This window comes from Streptomyces griseoviridis (assembly GCF_005222485.1).
Taxonomy (GTDB): Bacteria; Actinomycetota; Actinomycetes; order Streptomycetales; family Streptomycetaceae; genus Streptomyces; species Streptomyces hintoniae.
This window is the reverse complement of sequence record NZ_CP029078.1, coordinates 6,943,430-6,957,832: the sequence shown is the minus strand read 5'-3', so window position 1 is coordinate 6,957,832 and position 14,403 is coordinate 6,943,430. Positions and strand designations below refer to the sequence as shown.

The following is a 14,403-nucleotide window of genomic DNA, read 5'->3' as shown; positions in this document are numbered from 1 at the left end:
GTCCGCTCATCCCCTGTCCCACCGCTCCCACCTGGACGGCGCTGGATTCGAGCGGATTCTCCCGCCATGACCGCGAACGCGGGCGCGGGCGCGGCCGGGGGGCCGTGTCAGGCGGCGCTCGGGCCGGGCCCGCCGGGGTAGGTTCGCCCGCATGGCAGGTACCACGCACGAGGTGACCAATCAGGCTCCGCCACTGGTCGGCTACGACGTCTTCGGCGCCGACCAGGTGCTCACGGAGGCGGTGGAGCGGCATCTGGCGCCCGAGCTGCTCGACCCGGTCCTGGCCGAGCTGGGTGAGCTGGGGCGGGCGGCCGGGTCGGCGCAGGTGCAGGAGTGGGCGGCGCAGGCGAACGAGAACCCGCCCAGGCTGCGCACCCATGACCGCACCGGGGTCAGGATCGACGAGGTCGACTTCCATCCGGCGTGGCACCGGCTGCTCGGCAAGGGCGTCGGGGCCGGTCTGACGTCGGCCTGGAACCGGCCGGGCGGGCATGTCAGGCGGGCCGCCGCGTTCGTGGTGTGGACGCAGGCGGAGGCGGGGAACTGCTGTCCGCTGTCGATGACGCACGCGGCGGTGCCGGTGCTGCGCGCCGACGCGGAGCTGGCCGCCGCGTGGGAGCCGCTGCTGACGTCGCCGGTGTACGACCGTGAGCTGCGGCCGGCCCCGCTCAAGGCGGGGGCGCTGTTCGGGATGGCGCTGACGGAGAAGCAGGGCGGCAGCGACGTCCGCGCCAACACGACGCGGGCGCGTCCGCTCGCGGAGGCGGGCGCCTATGAGCTGACCGGGCACAAGTGGTTCTGTTCGGCGCCGATGTCGGACGGTTTCCTGGTGCTGGCGCTGGCGCCCGGCGGGCTGACCTGCTTCCTGGTGCCCCGGGTGCTGCCGGACGGCACCCGCAACGTCTTCCTGCTCCAGCGGCTGAAGGACAAGCTGGGCAACCGTTCGAACGCGTCGGCCGAGGTCGAGTTCGACGGGACGTGGGCGCGTCGGGTGGGTGAGGAGGGGCGCGGGGTGCGGACGGTCATCGACATGGTCGCCGCGACCCGTCTCGACTGCGTGCTGGGCTCGGCGGGTCTGATGCGGCAGGCGGTCGCGCTGGCCGTGCACCACTGCGCGCACCGGGAGGCGTTCGGGGCGCGGCTGGTGGACCAGCCGCTGATGCGCAATGTGCTGGCCGACCTGGCGATCGAGTCGGAGGCGGCGACGGCGCTCGCGCTGCGGCTGGCCGCCGCCTACGACGACGGGGGCGAGCGGGAGCGGGCACTGCTGCGGCTCGCGGTGCCGGTGGCGAAGTACTGGGTGACCAAGCGGTGTCCGGCGGTGGCGGTGGAGGCCGCCGAGTGCCTGGGCGGCAACGGGTACGTGGAGGAGTCGGGGCTGCCGAGGCTGGTGCGGGAGTCGCCGCTGAACTCGGTGTGGGAGGGCGCGGGGAACGTCCAGGCGCTCGATGTGGTGCGGGCGCTGCGGCGGGAGCCCGCGGCGCTCGACGCGTATCTGCGAGAGGTCGGTCAGGCGCGGGGAGCGGACCGGCGCCTCGACGGGGCGATCAGGGAGCTGCTGACCGAACTGGCCGATCTGGACGGTGTGGAGGGGCGGGCGCGGCGGCTGGCGGAGCGGCTCGCGCTGGTGTTGCAGGGTGCGCTGCTGGTGCGGTTCGCGCCGCCCGAGGTCGCGGACGCGTTCTGCGCGGGGCGGCTCGGCGGGGACGGCGGGGCGGTGTTCGGGACGCTGCCCTCGACGCTGGATCTGGCGTCGGTGGTGGCGCGGGCCAGGCCGCCGCTGTGAGCGGCGGGTGCGGGGGTGGTGCCGCGCCGACACGGCACCACCCCCGTCCGTGGCCTGTTCGAGGCCGTTGACACCGCTCGGCGGTGTCGCTCAAGTCTCGGCCGGTGCGGGGGCGTCCACCAGGGTTGCAGGGGGTTGCAACTTGTATTCGGTTGTGGCCGGAGCGTGTCACTCCGGTAGCCCGGACCGGCACTATGAGGCGAACAGTCAGGACCGACAGCGGTCTCCGTGGCCGCGACGCGACGGGGGCGGGCTGTCTCGAGGCCGTCTTCAGGAGGTCACGTGGTGCTCTCGGCGTCGGACGTCGAGCGACTCGCCGCCGTCGACACGGCGCGCGCCGCCCGGGTGCTGCGCGAGGTGCGGTCGGCCCGGCTCGCGGGGCAGCGTGCCCCGGTGGCGCCCCGGCCGGTGATCGAACGGTCCTGGGAGCGGGCGCTGCGCCACGGGGTCGACCCGGAGCACGGCCACCGTCCCGGGCTGCTGTCGGAGCAGGAGGTGCGCGGGCGCCGGGAGTCGTCGGAGCTGCGGCATGTGCTGCCGCTGCTGCGGGAGGAGTTGCTGACGGTCGCGGACGCGGCGCGGCACATCATGGCGGTGGCGGACGCGGACGGCCGGGTGCTGTGGCGGGAGGGCAGTGGCCCCGTGCTGCGCCGGGCGGACGCGCTCGGGTTCGAGGTGGGCGCGGACTGGAGCGAGGAGGTGGTGGGCACCAACGGGGTGGGGACGCCCGTGGTGGTGCGGGAGCCTGTGCAGGTGTTCGCGTCGGAGCACTTCGCGCGTTCGCAGGCCACCTGGACGTGTACCGGGGCGCCGATCACGGATCCGCGGGACGGCAGGCTGCTCGGGGTGGTCGATGTGAGCGGCCCGCTGGAGATGGCGCATCCGGCGACGCTCGCCTGGGTGGGTTCGGTGGCGAAGCTGGCGGAGGCGCGGCTGCGGGAGCGGCATCTGGCGTCGCTCGAGCGGCTGCGGGCGGTGGCGGCGGTGCCGCTGGCGCGGCTCGCGGGCCGGGCGCTGGTGGTGGACAGGGACGGCTGGACGGCGGCGGCGACCGGGATGCCGTACGTGAGCCGGATCGGGTTGCCGAAGTCGCTCGCGGCGGGCCGGCGGTGGCTGCCGCAGCTCGGGATGTGCGTGGTGGAGCCGTTGGCGGGGGGCTGGTTGCTGCGGGCGGCGGAGCGGGCGGCGGAGGGCGGCGGCACCCGGATCGTGCTGGATCTGACGCGGCGGCGGAGCTGGTCGGTGGCGGTGTCGGGGGCGATGGGCTCCTGGAGTCACGAACTGAGTCCGCGGCACGCGGAGTTGCTGTGCCTGCTGGCGGTGCGGCGGGCCGGGCTGAGCGCGGCGGAGCTGGCCGCCGAGGTGTTCGGGGACGTGGGCCGTACGGTGACGGTGCGGGCGGAGATGTCCCGGGTGCGGCGGTATCTCGGGGGGTTGCTCGACCATCGGCCGTATCGTTTCTGCGAGAACGCGGAGGTGGAGACGCTGCTGCCCGCCGAGCCCGGGGCACTGCTCCCGCACTCGACCGCGCCCACACTCGTGGACCTCAGGACCGGGCCGGGAACGCCATGAGCAGGCCAATTGGTCACGCTCCGTGCACAACACCTGGCATCTTCCGCATATTTGCCGGGTCTTCGTCACGAGCCGCACTCGACTGCCGTAGCATCCCGGTACGGGCCACCCCACCTGCTCCTGAATCAACGCACGGACCATCAGGCGCAGTTGGCTCGCCTCGGGAGGTTCGATGACACAACGTGGCAGACACCGCAGGCGGAAGCGGGGCAGGGCGGTCCGCGCCTTCCTGGCCGGGACCGCGCTGGCCCTGACCGCCGCCGCGACCATGATCAGCGCCTCGCAGGCCACGGTCGGCGACGACCCCGGGGCCCTGAAGCCGCTCGCCGTCTCCGCGGACACGGCCGGGCTGCGGCTCCAGGAGAGCCTGGTGCCCCGGCGGACCCTCGACCGGCTGGCCGACGCGATGGGCAGGCCCGTCGGCGTACGCACCGTCCTCGACGACGCCGACCGCAGCCTGCGCACCGCGGCCGACTGCCGCACCGCCGAGCGGGCGTCCCTGCCCGTGAAACCTGCGGCCACCCGCGCCTACTGCTGGAACGACGTCGACACCGAGGGCTGGCGGCCGGGCGCCGTCACCACCTCGGGGGACGCCGACGACGACGGCCACTGGGGCGCGGACCGGGTGATCCTCTCCGGCTGGACCGAGGGCGGCGGCCGCGGCCTGGCCCGGGTCGCCTTCATCAACGCCACCGACCCCGAACACCTCAGCTACACCTGGGCGCTGCTCACCGTCCCGGTCGACGGCGGCCGCGACTACCGGGGGCTCTCCTCCGCCGTCGCCGGCCTGGTCTGGTACCAGGGCAAGCTGCTGGTGACCACCGCCGACGGGCTGTACGTGTACGACATGCACCGCGTCCAGCGGACCACCGTGGAGAGCAGCGGGGTCGGCCGGGTGCGCGGCGGTTACGCGGCCGCCGGCTACCGGTACGCGCTGCCCGCCGTCGGCGTCTACCGCACGGTCGGCCCCGGACCGCGCCCCTCGGCGCTCTCCCTCGACCGCAGCACCGCGCCCGACAGCCTGGTCGCGGGCGAACGGGTCCCGGCGGAGAGCGGACGGCACACCCGGCTGTGGCGCTGGGCGTTCAGCTCGGACCCGGAGCGCGCCGGGCTGCTGGCCACCGACTCCGCCGGGCGGGCGCTCGCCGACGAGGCGTTCGAGTCCAAGGCGGACGGGGTGCGGGGCGTGCTGTCGTACGGCGCGCACTGGTATCTGGACCGCGCGACGGGCTCGGCCGCCGACCACGGCACGCTCTGGCGGCAGGACGCCAAGGACGCGTGGGCCGCGGAGTGCGGCGCGGACGAGACCCGGCACTGCTGGAGCGGCGGGGCGGGCTCGCTGTCGTACTGGGAGGAGACCGGCGAGGTGTGGTCGCAGTCGGGAAGGACGCTGTTCGCCCTGCCGCTCTCCGCGATAGACCGGTCGATCGGCTGACCGGACCGGTCCACTGACCGAACCGGACCGGACCGCTGACCGGACCGGACCGGACCGGACCGGACCGGATCGGATCGCTGCCCTGACCGGCTCACGGACCGGTCGGCAGGCCGCGACTCCAGGGGACGATCGACAGTTCCGCCCCTCAGGTGATTCTCTGGCGGGCATGACGAACATCCCCGTGACCACCTGGTCTCTGGAGCAGACCGCCCCGACCGACCTCCTCCCGGCCGCCGCGCCGGAGGGTGACGTCAGGATCGTCCGCTCCGAGGTGCCCTCCCCCGAGTTCAGCCGGTTCCTGTACACGGCGGTCGGCGGCGACATCCGCTGGACCGACCGGCTCGGCTGGAGCCGCGCCCGCTGGGTCCAGCATCTGGACCGGGCGGGCGTGGAGACCTGGGTGGCCTTCGACCGGGGCACCCCCGCGGGCTACGCGGAACTGGTCCCGCAGGACGACGGGGTCGTGGAGATCGTCCACTTCGGACTGCTGCCCGACTTCCGCGGCCGCCGGATCGGCGGACATCTGCTCGCGTACGGTGCCGCCCGCGCCTGGGACCTGGAGAGCCGGTGGCCCGGACTCGCCGTCACCAAGCGGGTCTGGCTGCATACGTGCAGCCTGGACGGGGAGCACGCGATGGACAACTACCAGCGCCGCGGCTTCACCCTCTTCGACACCAAGGTCGAGGAGGAGCCCGAGGTCGCGACGCCCGGCCCGTGGCCCGGGGCGTACCCCGCCTGACCTGCGCCCCTTCCCGCCGTCCCGGACTCCGTCCGGTGGGGTGACCGAGGACACCCGCGTCTTGCTCTGCGAGACAAGGGTGTCCGGATGGCGGACGAAGCTGGACTGTGTCCAGAACGCCGTGACACGCTTCCGTCATGTCTGGAACTGGGATTGCCTTGGTGAGTCGGCGACACGTCGACCTCGGCCGCATGTCCAGCGCCATCTGTCCGGCGGGCTGAGAGTCCCAGCACCGCCGACGTCTCCCGCTCCTTCCCCGTGTGCCCGCGCAGCGCCGCGCCGGTCCGCCCATGCGCCCGAACGCGCAGGTTAGAGCCGCCTTCCCGCCTGTCCCGGAGGACGTAGAACCATGGCCGCCACCCCGCAGAACCCCGCTGCCGAGACTCCCCGTCGCAAGGCGAGCCGTCACCGCGGTGAGGGCCAGTGGGCCGCGGGGCACTTCACCCCGCTCAACGGCAACGAGCAGTTCAAGAAGGACGACGACGGTCTCAACGTGCGGACACGCATTGAGACGATCTACTCCAAACGCGGGTTCCAGTCGATCGACCCCAACGACCTGCGCGGCCGGATGCGCTGGTGGGGCCTCTACACCCAGCGCAAGCCCGGGATCGACGGCGGCAAGACCGCGATCCTGGAGCCCGAGGAGCTGGACGACGAGTACTTCATGCTGCGCGTCCGCATCGACGGCGGCCGGCTCACCACCGCCCAGCTCCGGGTGATCGGCGAGATCTCGCAGGAGTTCGCGCGCGGCACCGCCGACCTCACCGACCGGCAGAACGTGCAGTACCACTGGATCCGGATCGAAGACGTCCCCGAGATCTGGAACCGCCTGGAGGCCGTCGGCCTCTCCACCACCGAGGCCTGCGGTGACACGCCCCGCGTGATCCTAGGCTCCCCCGTCGCCGGCATCGCCGAGGACGAGATCATCGACGGCACCCCCGCCATCGACGAGATCCAGCGCCGGATCATCGGCGACCAGGCGTTCTCGAACCTGCCCCGCAAGTTCAAGTCGGCGATCTCCGGGTCGCCGCTGCTCGACGTGGCGCACGAGATCAACGACATCGCCTTCGTCGGCGTCGTCCACCCCGAGCACGGCCCCGGCTTCGACCTGTGGGTCGGCGGCGGCCTCTCCACCAACCCGAAGATCGGCCAGCGGCTCGGCGCCTGGGTCCCGCTCGACGAGGTCCCCGACGTCTACGAGGGCGTCATCTCGATCTTCCGCGACTACGGCTACCGCCGGCTGCGCACCCGCGCCCGGCTGAAGTTCCTGGTCGCCGACTGGGGCACCGAGAAGTTCCGCCAGGTCCTCGAGACGGAGTACCTGAAGCGCGCGCTGATCGACGGCCCGGCGCCCGACCAGCCCGTCGAGCGCTGGCGCGACCACGTCGGCGTGCACCGGCAGAAGGACGGCCTGTACTACGTCGGGTTCGCGCCGCGCGTCGGCCGGGTCGACGGCACCACCCTCACCAAGATCGCCGAGGTCGCCGAGGCGCACGGCTCGGGCCGGGTCCGCACCACCGCCGAGCAGAAGATGGTCGTGCTCGACGTGGCCAAGGACCAGGTCGACTCCCTGGTCGCGGGCCTCGAAGCGCTTGACCTCGCGGTCCGCCCCTCGCCCTTCAGGCGCGGCACCATGGCCTGCACCGGCATCGAGTACTGCAAGCTCGCCATCGTCGAGACCAAGGCGCGCGGCGCCTCCCTCATCGACGAACTGGAGCGCCGCATCCCGGAGTTCGACGAGCCCCTCACCATCAACATCAACGGCTGCCCGAACGCCTGCGCCCGCATCCAGGTCGCGGACATCGGTCTCAAGGGGCAGTTGGTCCTCGACGCCGACGGCGAGCAGGTCGAGGGCTACCAGGTGCACCTCGGGGGCGCCCTCGGCCTCGAAGCCGGTTTCGGCCGCAAGGTCCGTGGCCTGAAGGTCACTTCGGACGAGCTGCCCGACTACATCGAGCGCGTCCTCACCCGGTTCAAGGAGGAGCGCGAGGACGGCGAGCGGTTCGCCGCCTGGGCCTCCCGCGCCTCCGAGGAGTCCCTGTCATGAGCGAGCGGGCCGCGCCCTTCTACTGCCCCTACTGCGGCGACGAGGATCTGCGTCCGAGCGAACAGGGCCACGGCGCGTGGGAATGCGCGGCCTGCAACCGCGCCTTTCAGCTGAAGTTCCTCGGGCTGCTCGCCCGGGGACTGAAGCCCACCGACCGAGCGGGAGACGACATATGACCGCCGTTCAGGAGAAGGACCGCACCGAAGACCTCAAGGCGCTCGCCGAGCAGGCGGGCCGCGACCTGGAGGACGCCTCCGCGCTGGAGATCCTCCAGTGGGCGGCCGACACCTTCAGCCGCAGGTTCTGCGTGACCTCGTCGATGGAGGACGCGGTCGTCGCCCACCTCGCCTCCCGCGCGCTGCCCGGCGTCGACGTCGTCTTCCTCGACACCGGCTACCACTTCCCGGAGACCATCGGCACCCGGGACGCGGTCGAGGCCGTGATGGACGTCAACGTCATCACCCTCACGCCGCGCCGCACGGTCGCCGAGCAGGACGCGGAGCACGGCCCCCGGCTGCACGACCGCGACCCCGACCTGTGCTGCCGAGTGCGCAAGGTGGAGCCGCTCGAACAGGGCCTCACCTCGTATCTGGCCTGGGCGACGGGGCTGCGCCGCGACGAGTCGCCGACCCGGGCCACCACCCCGGTCGTCGGCTGGGACGCGAAGCGGCGGAAGGTCAAGATCTCGCCGATCGCCCGCTGGACCCAGGACGACGTGGACGCCTACGTCGCCGAGCACGGCGTGCTGACCAACCCGCTGCTGATGGACGGCTACGCCTCCGTCGGCTGCGCCCCCTGCACCCGGCGGGTGCTGGAGGGCGAGGACGCCCGCTCCGGCCGCTGGTCCGGGAGCGGCAAGACGGAGTGCGGGCTGCACGGATGACGACCACACACACCACGGCCGCCACCGAGACCGTTCCCCCCGCCACCGCCACCGCCGCCACCGCCGTCGACCAACAGGAGAACCACGTGACGACCGGAGCCACCGTCTGGCTCACGGGTCTGCCGAGCGCGGGCAAGACCACCATCGCGTACGAGCTGGCAGGCCGGCTGAAGGCCGAGGGCCACCTCGTCGAGGTGCTCGACGGCGACGAGATCCGCGAGTTCCTCTCGGCCGGCCTCGGCTTCAGCCGCGAGGACCGGCACACCAACGTGCAGCGCGTCGGCTTCCTCGCCGAACTCCTCGCCCGTAACGGCGTCAAGGCGCTGGTCCCGGTGATCGCGCCGTACGCGGAGAGCCGGGACGCGGTGCGGCGGCGCCATCAGGAGGGCGGCAGCGCGTATCTGGAGGTGCATGTGGCGACGCCGGTCGAGGTGTGCAGCGAGCGGGACGTGAAGGGCCTGTACGCCAAGCAGGCGGCGGGCGAGCTGTCCGGGCTGACCGGGGTCGACGACCCTTACGAGGAGCCCGAGTCGCCGGATCTGCGGATCGAGTCGCAGCACCAGAGCGTGCGGGAGTCCGCGGCGGCCGTGCACGCGCTGCTCACCGAGAGGGGACTGGCATGACCATCGCCGCTACCGTCCACGAGGGCGACGAGGGCACCGGCAGCCCGTACGCGCTGTCGCATCTGGACGCGCTGGAGTCGGAGGCCGTCCACATCTTCCGCGAGGTCGCGGGCGAGTTCGAACGGCCGGTGATCCTCTTCTCCGGCGGCAAGGACTCCATCGTCATGCTGCACCTCGCCCTCAAAGCCTTCACCCCCGCCGCCGTCCCCTTCTCCCTCCTCCACGTCGACACCGGCCACAACTTCCCCGAGGTCCTCGACTACCGCGACCGCACCGTCGAACACCACGGCCTGCGCCTGCACATCGCCTCCGTCCAGGACTACATCGACCGCGGCACCCTGCGCGAACGACCCGACGGAACCCGCAACCCCCTCCAGACCCTCCCCCTCACCGAGAAGATCCAGACCGAACGCTTCGACGCCGTCTTCGGCGGCGGCCGACGCGACGAGGAGAAAGCCCGCGCCAAAGAACGCGTCTTCTCGCTGCGCGACGAATTCTCCCAATGGGACCCCCGCCGCCAGCGCCCCGAACTCTGGAACCTCTACAACGGACGCCACGCCCCCGGCGAACACGTCCGCGTCTTCCCCCTCTCCAACTGGACCGAACTCGACGTCTGGCAGTACATAGCCCGCGAAGCCATCACACTCCCCGACATCTACTTCGCCCACGAACGCGAGGTGTTCCGGCGGGCCGGGATGTGGCTGACCGCAGGCCAGTGGGGCGGCCCCAAGGACGGCGAGACCGTGGAGAAACGGCTCGTGCGCTACCGCACGGTCGGCGACATGTCCTGCACCGGCGCGGTCGACTCCGACGCGACCACCCTGGACGCCGTCATCACCGAGATCGCCGCCTCCCGCCTCACCGAGCGCGGGGCCACCCGCGCCGACGACAAGATGTCCGAGGCCGCGATGGAAGACCGCAAACGCGAGGGGTACTTCTAACCATGACGACACCCACCACCACCGGCCCGCTCGCCGACACCACCCTCCTGCGCTTCGCCACCGCAGGCTCCGTCGACGACGGCAAATCCACCCTCGTCGGACGCCTCCTCCACGACTCCAAGTCCGTCCTCACCGACCAGCTCGAAGCCGTCGCCCACGCCTCACGCAACCGCGGCCAGGACACCCCCGACCTCGCCCTCCTCACCGACGGCCTCCGCGCCGAACGCGAACAGGGCATCACCATCGACGTCGCCTACCGCTACTTCGCCACCCCCCGACGCCGCTTCATCCTCGCCGACACCCCCGGCCACGTGCAGTACACCCGCAACATGGTCACCGGCGCCTCCACCGCCGAACTGACCGTGATCCTGGTGGACGCCCGCAACGGCGTCGTCGAGCAGACCCGCAGGCACGCGGCGATCGCCGCGCTGCTGCGGGTGCCGCACGTCGTGCTCGCCGTCAACAAGATGGACCTGGTCGACTACCGGGAGCCGGTGTTCGCGGCGATCGCCGAGGAGTTCACGGCGTACGCGACCGAGCTGGGCGTGCCCGAGGTCACCGCGATCCCGATCTCCGCGCTGGCCGGCGACAACGTGGTGGAGCCGTCCGCGACGATGGACTGGTACGGCGGCCCCACCGTCCTCGAACACCTGGAGACGGTCCCGGTCAGCCACGACCTGAGCCACTGCCACGCCCGGCTGCCCGTGCAGTACGTGATCCGCCCGCAGACCGCGGAGCACCCCGACTACCGGGGGTACGCAGGCCAGATCGCCGCCGGTTCGTTCCGGGTCGGTGAGGACGTCACCGTCCTGCCGTCCGGGCGCTCCTCGCGGATCGCCGGTATCGACCTGCTCGGCGAGCCGGTCCAGGTGGCGTGGACGACGCAGTCGGTGACGCTGCTCCTCGAGGACGACATCGACATCTCGCGCGGCGACCTGATCGTGCCGGGCGAGGACGCCCCGCCGACCACCCAGGACATCGAGGCGACCGTCTGCCATGTCGCCGACCAGGCGCTGACCGTCGGGCACCGGGTGCTGCTCAAGCACGGCACCCGCACCGTCAAGGCGATCGTCAAGGACATCCCGTCCCGCCTCACCCTCGACGACCTGTCCCTGCACCCGCACCCGGGGCAGCTCGTTGCCAACGACATCGGCCGGGTGAAGATCCGCACCGCGGAGCCGCTGCCGGTGGACGCGTACGCCGACTCACGGCGTACCGGCTCGTTCATCCTGATCGACCCCAGCGACGGCACCACGCTCACGGCGGGCATGGTCGGCGAGTCGTTCGCGGCCCCCGACCCGGTCAAGGACCCGGCGGACGACGACGGTTGGGACTTCTGACCATGACGTCGAACGATTTCTACTCCACGTTCGCGAAGGAGGGTGGCCGCGTCGGCAGCGGCGACCTCGGCAGCGGGCAGGGCGGGGTGGCGCGATGTGCGCGATGACGTACGCGCACCGCCTGCGCGCCCTGTCCCCCCACCGGACGTCTCCGAGACGACGAAGACACCCTGCCGACCTCCCGGCCACGACCTGAGAGACCGTGCCCGCCGGGCCAACGAGAGGAACACCTCCCGTGCCTGCCAACCGCTTCGCCCGTTCCGGGTTCACGCGCCGGAGTGCGGCCGTGCTGGCCGCGCTGCCCCTGCTCGCCCTCGCCGCCTGCGGCTACGGCTCCGAGTCGAAGGACGACTCGTCGAACGAGAAGGTCGCCGCCGGTTCGAAGAAGATCGACGGCCTCGACTCCGTGAAGATCGGCTACTTCGGCAACCTGACCCACGCGACCGCGCTGGTCGGCCGTGAACAGGGCCTCTTCCAGAAGGAGTTGGGCGCCACCAAGGCGCAGTACGCGACCTTCAACGCCGGTCCTTCCGAGATCGAGGCGCTTAACTCCGGTTCCATCGACATCGGGTGGATCGGCCCCTCCCCGGCCATCAACGGGTACACCAAGTCGGCGGGCAAGAGCCTGAAGATCATCGGCGGTTCGGCTTCCGGCGGGGTGAAGCTGGTCGTGAACCCGAAGAAGGTCACGTCCCTGAAGGACGTCAAGGGCAAGAAGATCGCGACGCCCCAGCTGGGCAACACGCAGGACGTGGCGTTCCTCAACTGGGCGGCCGAGCAGGGCTGGAAGGTCGACGCGCAGAGCGGCAAGGGTGACGTCACCGTCGTCCGCACCGACAACAAGATCACCCCGGACGCCTTCAAGGCGGGTTCCATAGACGGCGCGTGGGTGCCGGAGCCGACCGCGTCGAAGCTCGTCGCCGAGGGCGGCAAGGTGCTGCTCGACGAGGCGTCGCTGTGGCCCGACAAGAAGTTCGTGATCACCAACATCATCGTGCGGCAGAGCTTCCTCAAGGAGCACCCGAAGGCCGTCGAGGCGGTCCTGAAGGCGTCGGTCGACGCCAACAAGTGGATCAACGCCAACCCGGACGAGGCGAAGGCCGCCGCCAACAAGCAGCTCGGCGTGGACTCGGGCAAGGAGCTGCCCGCCGACGTCCTCGACCCGGCCTGGAAGTCCGTCCAGTTCACCGACGACCCGCTGGCCGCCACCCTCGACACCGAGGCGGAGCACGCCGTCAAGGCCGGTCTGCTGGAGAAGCCCGACCTGAAGGGCATCTACGACCTCACGCTCCTGAACAAGGTCCTCAAGGCCCAGGGCGCGAGCACCGTGGACGCCGCAGGTCTCGGCACCAGCTGATCAGGCCCCGACGAGTTCCCAGGAGGTGACGACCATGGCCACGACACTCGCCAAGGCCGAAGAGGCGGTCGAGCACGCCGCACGCCTCGACCATGTCTCGAAGTCCTTCACGACCCCGGCCGGGCAGCAGCTCGTCCTGGACGACATCAGCATCGATGTCGCGCCGGGCGAGTTCGTCACGCTCCTGGGCGCCTCGGGCTGCGGGAAGTCCACGCTGCTGAACCTGGTGGCGGGGCTCGACCGGCCCACCGCGGGCTCCATCACGACGGACGGGCGCCCGGCCCTGATGTTCCAGGAGCACGCCCTGTTCCCGTGGCTGACCGCGGGACGGAACATCGAACTCGCCCTCAAGCTGCGGGGCGTGCCGAAGCCGGAGCGGCGCGGCAGGACCGAGGAACTGCTCGCGCTGGTCCGGCTGAAGGGCGCCTACGGCAAGCGGGTGCACGAGCTGTCCGGCGGCATGCGCCAACGGGTGGCGCTGGCGCGGGCGCTGGCCCAGGAGAGCAACCTGCTGCTGATGGACGAGCCGTTCGCGGCGCTCGACGCCATCACCCGGGATTTGCTGCACGACGAACTGACCAGGATCTGGGCGGAGACGGGCGTCTCCGTGCTGTTCGTGACGCACAACGTGCGCGAGGCGGTGCGGCTCGCGCAGCGGGTGATCCTGCTGTCGTCGCGTCCCGGCCGGATCGCCCGCGAGTGGACGGTCGGCATCCCGCAGCCGCGGCGCATCGAGGACGCGCCGGTGGCCGAACTGTCCGTCGAGATCACCGATGTCCTGCGTGGGGAGATCAGCCGTCATGGCCAGCACTGAGACGACGCCGGTCCAGGAGGCGGGAAGCGTCGAGGCCGGTCTTGACGCCCTGGAGACCTCGTCGGCCGGCCGGCCGACGTTCCGGCACACCTTCGTCAACAAGATCCTGCCGCCGATCATCGCGATCGTGGTGGTCCTGGTGGCCTGGACGCTGCTGTACCCGGTCGTCGACGACCCGTCGAAGCTGCCGTCGCCCGCGGCGGTCGGGGACGTCTTCAAGGAGGCCTGGCTCAAGGGCGACCTGCTGGGCTACATCTGGACGAGCGTGTCGCGCGGTCTGCTCGGCTTCTTCTTCGCGCTGCTCATCGGCACCCCGCTGGGGCTGCTGGTGGCGCGGGTGAGGTTCGTGCGGGCGGCGATCGGCCCGATCCTGTCGGGGCTCCAGTCGCTGCCCTCGGTGGCGTGGGTGCCGCCCGCGGTGATCTGGCTGGGCCTGAACAACTCGATGATGTACGCGGTGATCCTGCTCGGCGCGGTGCCGTCCATCGCCAACGGCCTGGTCTCCGGCGTCGATCAGGTGCCGCCGCTGTTCCTGCGGGCGGGCCGCACGATGGGCGCGACCGGGCTGAAGGGCGTCTGGCACGTCACCCTGCCGGCCGCGCTGCCCGGCTATGTGGCGGGCCTCAAGCAGGGCTGGGCGTTCTCGTGGCGTTCGCTGATGGCCGCGGAGATCATCGCGAACTTCCCCGATCTGGGCGTGGGGCTCGGCCAGTTGCTGGAGAACGGGCGCACCGCGAGCGACATGGCGATGGTGTTCGAGGCGATCCTGCTGATCCTGTTCGTGGGCATCGCGATCGACCTGCTGATCTTCAGCCCGCTGGAGCGCCGGGTGCTGCGCGGTCGCGGTCTGCTGGTGAGGAGTTGAG

General features: G+C 71.7%; 14 protein-coding genes. All 14 read left to right on the top strand.

The genetic code is table 11. From position 1 onward, the window contains the following. Window positions 1-151: 151 nt before the first annotated feature. A complete protein-coding gene (locus tag DDJ31_RS30170; RefSeq protein ID WP_127177239.1) occupies window positions 152-1,786 on the top strand; it encodes an acyl-CoA dehydrogenase family protein in 1,635 nt (544 codons plus the stop codon). Window positions 1,787-2,068: 282 nt separating this feature from the next. Further along, a complete protein-coding gene (locus DDJ31_RS30165; RefSeq protein ID WP_171480927.1) occupies window positions 2,069-3,358 on the top strand; it encodes a helix-turn-helix domain-containing protein in 1,290 nt (429 codons plus the stop codon). A gap of 172 nt (window positions 3,359-3,530) precedes the next feature. Further along, complete coding sequence (locus DDJ31_RS30160; RefSeq protein WP_127177240.1) at window positions 3,531-4,793, top strand: hypothetical protein; 1,263 nt, start codon at window positions 3,531-3,533, stop codon at window positions 4,791-4,793. A gap of 166 nt (window positions 4,794-4,959) precedes the next feature. Further along, window positions 4,960-5,532 carry a GNAT family N-acetyltransferase gene (locus tag DDJ31_RS30155; RefSeq protein ID WP_127177241.1) on the top strand — a complete coding sequence of 191 codons (573 nt, stop codon included), beginning with the start codon at window positions 4,960-4,962 and terminating at the stop codon, window positions 5,530-5,532. Window positions 5,533-5,669: 137 nt separating this feature from the next. After that, window positions 5,670-5,753 (top strand): putative leader peptide, encoded by an 84-nt coding sequence (locus DDJ31_RS39930; protein WP_309500612.1) that lies wholly within the window; start codon window positions 5,670-5,672, stop codon window positions 5,751-5,753. Between the two features lie 128 nt (window positions 5,754-5,881). Beyond that, complete coding sequence (locus tag DDJ31_RS30150; RefSeq protein WP_127177242.1) at window positions 5,882-7,579, top strand: nitrite/sulfite reductase; 1,698 nt, start codon at window positions 5,882-5,884, stop codon at window positions 7,577-7,579. Next, window positions 7,576-7,755, top strand: coding sequence for an IS1 family transposase (locus DDJ31_RS30145; RefSeq protein ID WP_127177243.1), 180 nt, complete (start codon window positions 7,576-7,578; stop codon window positions 7,753-7,755). Before DDJ31_RS30150 ends, DDJ31_RS30145 begins: the two co-directional genes overlap by 4 nt. Further along, the gene (locus DDJ31_RS30140; protein WP_127177244.1) at window positions 7,752-8,462 is read left to right on the top strand and encodes a phosphoadenylyl-sulfate reductase; all 711 of its coding nucleotides are present in this window, start codon (window positions 7,752-7,754) and stop codon (window positions 8,460-8,462) included. The genes DDJ31_RS30145 and DDJ31_RS30140 overlap by 4 nt, the downstream gene beginning before the upstream one ends. Next, a complete protein-coding gene (gene cysC, locus DDJ31_RS30135; protein WP_240678025.1) occupies window positions 8,459-9,085 on the top strand; it encodes an adenylyl-sulfate kinase in 627 nt (208 codons plus the stop codon). The genes DDJ31_RS30140 and cysC overlap by 4 nt, the downstream gene beginning before the upstream one ends. Beyond that, the gene (gene cysD, locus DDJ31_RS30130; RefSeq protein ID WP_127177245.1) at window positions 9,082-10,026 is read left to right on the top strand and encodes a sulfate adenylyltransferase subunit CysD; all 945 of its coding nucleotides are present in this window, start codon (window positions 9,082-9,084) and stop codon (window positions 10,024-10,026) included. The genes cysC and cysD overlap by 4 nt, the downstream gene beginning before the upstream one ends. A gap of 2 nt (window positions 10,027-10,028) precedes the next feature. Further along, window positions 10,029-11,366, top strand: coding sequence for a sulfate adenylyltransferase subunit 1 (locus tag DDJ31_RS30125; RefSeq protein ID WP_127177246.1), 1,338 nt, complete (start codon window positions 10,029-10,031; stop codon window positions 11,364-11,366). Window positions 11,367-11,601: 235 nt separating this feature from the next. Beyond that, window positions 11,602-12,723 (top strand): aliphatic sulfonate ABC transporter substrate-binding protein, encoded by a 1,122-nt coding sequence (locus DDJ31_RS30115; protein ID WP_127177248.1) that lies wholly within the window; start codon window positions 11,602-11,604, stop codon window positions 12,721-12,723. A gap of 34 nt (window positions 12,724-12,757) precedes the next feature. Beyond that, window positions 12,758-13,537, top strand: a complete 780-nt coding sequence (locus DDJ31_RS30110; RefSeq protein WP_127177249.1) for an ABC transporter ATP-binding protein — start codon at window positions 12,758-12,760, stop codon at window positions 13,535-13,537. After that, window positions 13,524-14,402, top strand: coding sequence for an ABC transporter permease (locus tag DDJ31_RS30105; RefSeq protein WP_127177250.1), 879 nt, complete (start codon window positions 13,524-13,526; stop codon window positions 14,400-14,402). Before DDJ31_RS30110 ends, DDJ31_RS30105 begins: the two co-directional genes overlap by 14 nt. The last annotated feature ends 1 nt before the right edge of the window (window position 14,403 follow it).